General features: G+C 75.6%; 7 protein-coding genes. 1 reads left to right on the forward strand and 6 read right to left on the reverse strand.

The genetic code is table 11. The features are described 5' to 3' along the window. Positions 1–438 precede the first annotated feature (438 nt). Complete coding sequence (gene rpe, locus HLB15_RS21890) at positions 439–1,101, reverse strand: ribulose-phosphate 3-epimerase (protein WP_171108644.1); 663 nt, start codon at positions 1,099–1,101, stop codon at positions 439–441. Between the two features lie 64 nt (positions 1,102–1,165). Between rpe and HLB15_RS21895 the strand changes: the two genes are divergently transcribed. Continuing rightward, positions 1,166–1,594: a DUF1761 domain-containing protein gene (locus tag HLB15_RS21895; RefSeq protein WP_171108646.1), complete on the forward strand. Its 429-nt coding sequence runs from the start codon at positions 1,166–1,168 to the stop codon at positions 1,592–1,594. Between the two features lie 311 nt (positions 1,595–1,905). Here HLB15_RS21895 and HLB15_RS24640 read toward each other — a convergent pair whose 3' ends face one another. The 5 genes from HLB15_RS24640 to HLB15_RS21915 form a co-directional block, all read right to left on the reverse strand. Further along, positions 1,906–2,034: a hypothetical protein gene (locus HLB15_RS24640; RefSeq protein ID WP_268241001.1), complete on the reverse strand. Its 129-nt coding sequence runs from the start codon at positions 2,032–2,034 to the stop codon at positions 1,906–1,908. A gap of 14 nt (positions 2,035–2,048) precedes the next feature. Further along, complete coding sequence (locus HLB15_RS21900) at positions 2,049–3,614, reverse strand: RsmB/NOP family class I SAM-dependent RNA methyltransferase (RefSeq protein ID WP_171108648.1); 1,566 nt, start codon at positions 3,612–3,614, stop codon at positions 2,049–2,051. Next, positions 3,611–4,564 (reverse strand): methionyl-tRNA formyltransferase, encoded by a 954-nt coding sequence (gene fmt, locus HLB15_RS21905; protein ID WP_171108651.1) that lies wholly within the window; start codon positions 4,562–4,564, stop codon positions 3,611–3,613. The genes HLB15_RS21900 and fmt overlap by 4 nt, the downstream gene beginning before the upstream one ends. Positions 4,565–4,597: 33 nt before the next feature. Further along, entirely contained in the window at positions 4,598–5,263 is a 666-nt protein-coding gene (locus tag HLB15_RS21910; RefSeq protein WP_308424939.1) for an HAD family hydrolase, read from the reverse strand. Further along, positions 5,260–6,010, reverse strand: a 751-nt coding sequence (locus tag HLB15_RS21915; protein WP_514128896.1) for a primosomal protein N', incomplete at its 5' end; no start/stop codon positions are given. The genes HLB15_RS21915 and HLB15_RS21910, both read right to left, overlap by 4 nt.

Here is a 6,010-nt window from a genome sequence, read left to right on the forward strand (position 1 = left end):
CTCCGTCGCAGTCCTCCGTCGCAGTCCTCCGTCGCAGTCCTCCGTCGCAGTCCTCCGTCGCAGTCCTCCGTCGCAGTCCTCCGTCGCAGTCCTCCGTCGCAGTCCTCCGTCGCAGTCCTCCGTCGCAGTCCTCCGTCGCACCGGGCTCCGCTCCCCTGCTCCGTCGCTTGCGTGCCCGCCCGGGTCACCCGGGGTACAGCGACCCGCTTGGCACACTCTTTTTATGGATGCGCCCCCGCGAAGGTCCGCCGCGACCAGGCGATCAGGCCTGGAAATCCGGCCGAGAGCATGCGCGAGCGCCTGATGGCGGCGGACGTTCGTGCGCGAGCGCCTGATGGCGGCGGACGTTCGTGCGCGGGGCCGTGCGCGGGGCCGTGCGCGGGGCCGTGCGCGGGGTCGTGCGCGGGGACGTGCGCGGGGTCGTGCGCGGGGACGGAGTCAGTGCGTGTGCCTGCCGGCGAGGTCGCGCAGGGTCGCGATCTCCCCCGGGACGTCCTGCGCGCCGAACACCGCCGAGCCCGCCACGAAGACGTTCGCCCCGGCGTCGGCCGCGCGCTCGATCGTGTCGCGGGACACTCCCCCGTCGACCTGGATCCAGACGTCGAGGCCCGACTCGCTGACGGCCTCGCGAGCCCGCCGGATCTTCGGGAGCGTGCCCTCGATGAACGACTGCCCGCCGAAGCCGGGCTCGACGGTCATCACCAGGATCATGTCGATCTCGGCGAGCAGGTCCAGGAACGGCTCCACGGGGGTCGCGGGGCGCAGCGCCACACCGGCCCGGGCGCCCAGCCGGCGCAGCTCCCGGGCGAGGCGGACGGGTGCCTGCGCCGCCTCCGCGTGAAACGTGACCGACGCCGCTCCCGCCTCCGCGAACGCCGGCGCCCACCGGTCGGGGTTCTCGATCATGAGGTGGGCGTCCAGCGGCACCGGCGAGACCTTGGCGAGGCGCTCGAAGACCGGCAGCCCCAGCGTCAGGTTGGGCACGAAGTGGTTGTCCATGACGTCGACGTGCGCGTAGTCGGCGTCGGCGATCCGGCCGAGCTCCGTCTCCAGGTTCGCGAAGTCGGCCGAGAGGATGCTGGGGGCGATGAGTGCTGCCATGATGCCAGCCTAGACATGCCTCGACCGACAGCTCGACCGACAGCTCGACCGACCGGGAGCGACGATGATCCCCGACGTGAACTACTGGGCCGTGATCGTGGCCACGCTCTCCACCCTCGTGGTGGGCTCGCTCTGGTACACCCCGAAGACGTTCGGCACCCGCTGGATGCGGCTCGCCCGGGTCGACCGCGAGGCCGCCGAGGCGCGAGGCGTCTGGCCGATCGTCACGACCGTCCTGGTGAGCTTCCTGACCGCCTGGGTGCTCGCTGGCGCCGTCTACATCGCGTGGCAGTTCTACGCGGGCAGCTTTCTCACGGCCGCCGTCGTCACGGGTGTGCTGCTCTGGATCGGCTTCACGGCCTCGCGCATGATCACGCACGACGCCTTCGAGGGCCGCCCGCCCGCGCTGACCACCCTGAACCTGGCGCACGAGCTGGTGACGGTGCTGGTCATGTCGGTGATCATCGGCGTGTGGCCACCGGCGGGGGTGTGACGAGGCAGCCCGGGACGTTCACCCGGGGGCGTCCTCGCCCAGCTCGAGACGGCCCAGGTGGCGCTCCTGCTGGTCGCCGCCCCGCTGCTCGTCGCGACCATCGCCGGCCTGGCGGCCGCAGACGTCGTCGACGACGACGCCGTCCTGCGCGAGTCCGGTGCCCTCGCCCCGGCGACCGTGGAGCGGAGCGACTGGACCTCGGGCGAGGGATGGCTCGACGTGTCCTTCACCCCTCCCGACGGGACGCCGCGGTCGACCGTCGTCACGGCGACGGACGAGGTCTACCTCGAGGGAGACGTGGTCGAGGTCGTCTACGACCCGGCGAGGCCGGGCAACGCCGAGGTGTACGACGACAGCGCCTGGCGCTCGGGGACCTGGATCGCCACGGGCCTGTTCGCCGCGCTCGCCGCCGTGGCCGCCGTCCCTGCCGCCGCCGCCACTGCCCGCGCCGTCCCTACCCCCGCCGCCGCAGCAGCGTCAGGTGCATCGCGTCGGTGCCGTGCACGTGCGGCCAGAGCTGCACGTCGGTGCGGTCCGCGAGCGGGATGTCCGCGCCCGGGCGCACCGCCGCGCGCACCGCGGCCGGGGTGTCCAGACGCTCGACGTCGTCACGGCGCCGCAGCACGTCGTCGACCACGAGGTGGGTCTCGGCGAGGTGCGGCGAGCACGTCACGTAGGCCACCACTCCCCCGGGCCGGACCGCGTCCAGCGCGCTCGTGAGCAGCTCGCGCTGGAGCCCGGTCAGCGCGGCGAGGTCGGACGGCGTCCGCCGCCACCGGCTCTCGGGCCGGCGCCGCAGGGCGCCCAGGCCGGTGCACGGCGCGTCGACGAGCACGCGGTCGTACGCCCCGGGCTCCTGCGCCCCGACCTCGCGGCCGTCGCCGGTGCGCACCTCCTCGACCACGCCGTCGGGCACGGCGGCCAGCGCCCCGCGCACCAGCCGGGCGCGGTGCGGGGCGACCTCGTTGGCGACGAGGGTCGAGCCGCGCTCGGCGGCCAGGGCCGCCAGGAGGGCCGCCTTGCCGCCCGGGCCGGCGCAGAGGTCGAGCCAGCGCTCGCCGGTCTCCGCGCCGTCGTCCAGCGCGATCCCCGCCAGCGCGAGCGTCACGAGCTGCGAACCCTCGTCCTGGACGCCCGCGACGCCGGAGCGCACCGCGGGGATGCCCGACGGGTCGGAACCCTCCAGGCGCAGCGCGGTCGGCGCCCAGCGGCCGGCCACGAGGTCGGCGTCGCCCCAGACGTCGTCGTCGGACGCCTCGACCAGGCCGGGACGCCCGACCAGGGTGACGCGCGGCGCGGCGTTGTCGGCGGCGAGCAGGTCGGCCGTCTCGTCGGCGGACCGACCGTTGCCGACCAGCGCCTCGCGCAGCGCGCGGGCGATCCACAGCGGGTGCGACGCGGTGACGGCGAGCCCGGCCAGCCGGTCCGGCGCCTCCTTCTCCAGGATGTCGAGCCACTCGTCGAGGGACCGTTCCGACACCCGGCGCAGCACGGCGTTCGCCATCTGCGCGGGCCCCGCGCCCACGCGGTCGCGCGCCAGCGCCACCGTCTCGGACACCGCGGCGTGCACCGGCACGCGCATGCCGAGGAGCTGGTGCGCGCCGAGGCGCAGCACGTCGAGCAGGGCGGGGTCCAGGCCCGTCAGAGGGCGGTCCACGCACGTGGCGAGGACGGCGTCGTACCGGCCGCGCAGGCGGAGCGTGCCGTAGGCGAGCTCGGTCGCGAAGCCCGCGTCACGGCCGCGGATCCGCCGCTCGCGCAGGAGCGGCGGGAGCACGAGGTTGGCGTACGCGTCGGACTCGGCGACCTCGCGCAGCACGTCGAACGCGGCCGTGCGGGCCGGGTCGGTGCGCTTGCGCCGCTGCGACGGGGCCTGGGACGTGCGCGTGCGGTCTCCCCGGGACCGCGCGGCGGAGCGCTGCCGGCCCGAGGCGTCCCGGCGCCCGTCCCCGCGCTCGTCGCGCCGGTCCCGGTTACCGGGCGCGCCGGACCCGCCGCGGCCCCCGTCGTAGGCGCTCATGCGGAGACCTCCGCCGCGCCGAGCACGAGGCCCGCCTCGACCAGGGCGCGGCCCGCGCCCCGCGCCCAGTCGGGCGCGGGCATGGCCTTCTTGCCCACGGGCCGCACCTCCCCCAGCGCGACGGCGTGCGTGGCCGTGCCGACCAGCACCTCGCGCTTGAGGGCGCGCACCTCGCCGGGTCGCAGGTCGACGACGTCGGCGCGCGGCGTCACCGGTCCCACACCGAGGCGCGACCCGTCGGGCAGCACCGTCCACGCACCGGGCGCGGGCGTGCAGCCGCGCACGAGCCGGTCGACCGCGAGCGCCGGGTCGGTCCAGGTGATGCGGGCGTCGTCGGTGGTGAGCTTGGGGGCGACGGAGACGCCGTCGGCGGGTTGGGGCTGGGGCTGGAGGGTGCCGTCCTCGAGGGCGTCGAGGGTGGCGACGAGGAGCTGGGCGCCGGAGAGGGCGAGGCGCTGCAGGAGGTCTCCGGAGGTGTCGGTGGGGCGGATGGTCTCGGTGGTGGTGCCGAGCACGGGTCCGGTGTCCATGCCCTCGTCGAGGAGGAAGGTGGTGGCTCCGGTGACCTCGTCGCCGGCGATGAGGGCGCGCTGGACGGGGGCGGCGCCGCGCCAGGCGGGCAGGACGGAGAAGTGCAGGTTGACCCAGCCGTGGCGGGGGACGGCGAGGACCTCGGGGCGCAGGAGGTGCCCGTAGGCGACGACGGGGGCGACGTCGAGGTCGAGGTCGCGCAGGCGGGTCAGGAACTCCTCGCCCCGGGGGGTGTCGGTGAGGACGGGGATGCCGGCTTCCTCGGCGCGGGCGCGGACGGGGCTGGGGGTGAGCTTGCGGCCGCGGCCGGACGGCGCGTCGGCGCGGGTCAGCACGGCCACGACCTCGTGGCGGGAGCCGATCAGGGCGTCGAGCGAGGCGAGGGCTGGTTCGGGGGTTCCGGCGAAGAGAAGACGCACCGGGTCAGTCTAGGTGTCCGCTGTGGGTGGGGCTCAGGTGACGGGCAGGCCGAGGGTGCGCAGCTCCTGGCGCAGGGCGGGGGTGTCGGTGAAGACGATGCCGTGGAAGCCGACGCCGCGGGCGGCGTCGACGTTGACGGGCTTGTCGTCGACGAAGACGGCGCGGGCGGGGTCGACGCCGAAGCGTTCGACGACGAGCTCGAACATGCGGCGGTCGGGCTTGGCCATGCCCTCGCGGCCGGAGACGATGACGTCGTCCATGAGGCCGATGGCGGGCGCGGCGGGCTCGGCGGCGTAGAAGGTCTCGGCCTGCCAGTTGGTGAGGCCGTACAGGCGCAGGCCGAGGTCCTTGAGCTCGTGGACGAGCTCGGCGGAGCCGTCGACGGGGCCGGTGAGGGACTTGTCGTAGTGGTCGACGTAGTGGCGCAGGTCGTCGACGTGGTCCGGGTGGGTACGGGCGATGCGGTCGAGGAGGACGGCGTAGGGGGTGCCGGCGTCGGCGGCGTGGTTGACGGCGTCGAAGTCGACGGCGGCGAAGAAGGCCTCGACGTCGGCGCGGGGGCGGCCGGCGTAGGGGCCGTAGGGGTCCCAGCCGATGAGCACGTTGCCGAAGTCGTAGACGACGGTGTCGATGGTGGTGTCGATGGTGGTGTCGATGGTGGTGTCGATGGTGGTGGCGTCTGTGCACGTGGTGCTCACAGCATCTCCTTCGGGTCGAGCTGGACGCGGACGGTGCCGCCCTCGCGGCGTGCGGAGCGCACGGCGAGGCTGGCCTTGAGCCGGCGGGCGAGCTCGTCGCCCTGGGCGAGCGGGACGCGCAGGACGGTGCGCACGGGGGCGTCGAGGGCCTGCACGGCTGCTGCGGGGCCGCCCGGGCCGACGGGATCGGTCTCGACGGGTCCGAGCACGCCGGTGCCGCTGCCGTCGTCCTCCCGGAGGCCGACGCGTGCGACGACCGCCTCGACGGCCGCCCTGTCCCCCGTCACGGCGGCGACGCGGACGGCGGGCGGCAGGTGGAGCTCGGCGCGCTCGTCGAGCTCTCGGGCCGCGAAGCCGCCCGGGTCCCAGCGGACGAGGGCCTGGGTGGGTGCGGGGGCGCCGTCGCCGACGAGCAGGACCTGACCGTCGGTGCGCACGAGGGACGCGGCGGCGAGCCAGCGGTGCACGGCCTCCGTCCCCGCGGCGAGGCCGGTGCCGCCGGTCGTCACGGCGGCGTCGAGCAGGAGCGCGGTCGCGTACCCCCATGCGGCCACGGGCTCGGCGCCCGGGGTGGCGACGACGAGGGCGGGCGTGGCGGGGACGGCGTCGAGCACGCCGCCGGGGGCGGACGCCGAGGACAGGCGCACCGGGACGCCGGTGAACGCGCGTCCGAGCTCCTCGGCCGTGCGGGCCGAGCCGACGCGCACGGACCGCAGGCCCGTCCAGCCGCACTCGTCGCAGCGCCAG

Origin of the sequence: Promicromonospora citrea (assembly GCF_013004695.1) — a bacterium.
Lineage (GTDB): Bacteria > Actinomycetota > Actinomycetes > Actinomycetales > Cellulomonadaceae > Promicromonospora > Promicromonospora citrea.

Bases quoted from the DNA above. Each gene is read 5' to 3' on its own strand.
- rpe (WP_171108644.1), bottom strand. From the start codon at position 1,101: ATGGCAGCACTCATCGCCCCCAGCATCCTCTCGGCCGACTTCGCGAAC.
- HLB15_RS21895 (WP_171108646.1), top strand. From the start codon at position 1,166: ATGATCCCCGACGTGAACTACTGGGCCGTGATCGTGGCCACGCTCTCC.
- HLB15_RS21900 (WP_171108648.1), bottom strand. From the start codon at position 3,614: ATGAGCGCCTACGACGGGGGCCGCGGCGGGTCCGGCGCGCCCGGTAAC.